The organism is Photobacterium sp. DNB22_13_2, assembly GCF_052873915.1.
The window spans coordinates 1-256 of sequence record NZ_JBNNXU010000194.1; the positions used below are offsets into that span (position 1 = coordinate 1).

Sequence of the window (256 nt, forward strand, 5' to 3'; positions counted from 1 at the left end):
GTTCTCAAAGACAAGCTGCAGCAGGCCCAGCAGCGATTTTCGGATCTCGTTCTGGTCGTCTGCCACCAGCGATAGCCGATGGTTGAACGCCGCCAGCTTGGCGTTCAGGTGCGTGAGGTTTTCTGTTTCTGAGCGACAGGTCTTGATCAATGCCCAGGCAACCGGGCCGATCGCGACGTCATCTTCGCCCAGCGCGGGCAGGCAGTGCTCAACCGTGCGCGCAAGCTGTTCGCGCAACTCCCGCACCAGCGTCATC

The 256-nt window shown here is 60.9% G+C and carries 1 protein-coding gene; it reads right to left on the reverse strand.

What is annotated here, in order from left to right:
- Positions 1–256, reverse strand: a 256-nt coding sequence (locus ACVA58_RS28325; protein ID WP_446513559.1) for a hypothetical protein, incomplete at both ends; no start/stop codon positions are given.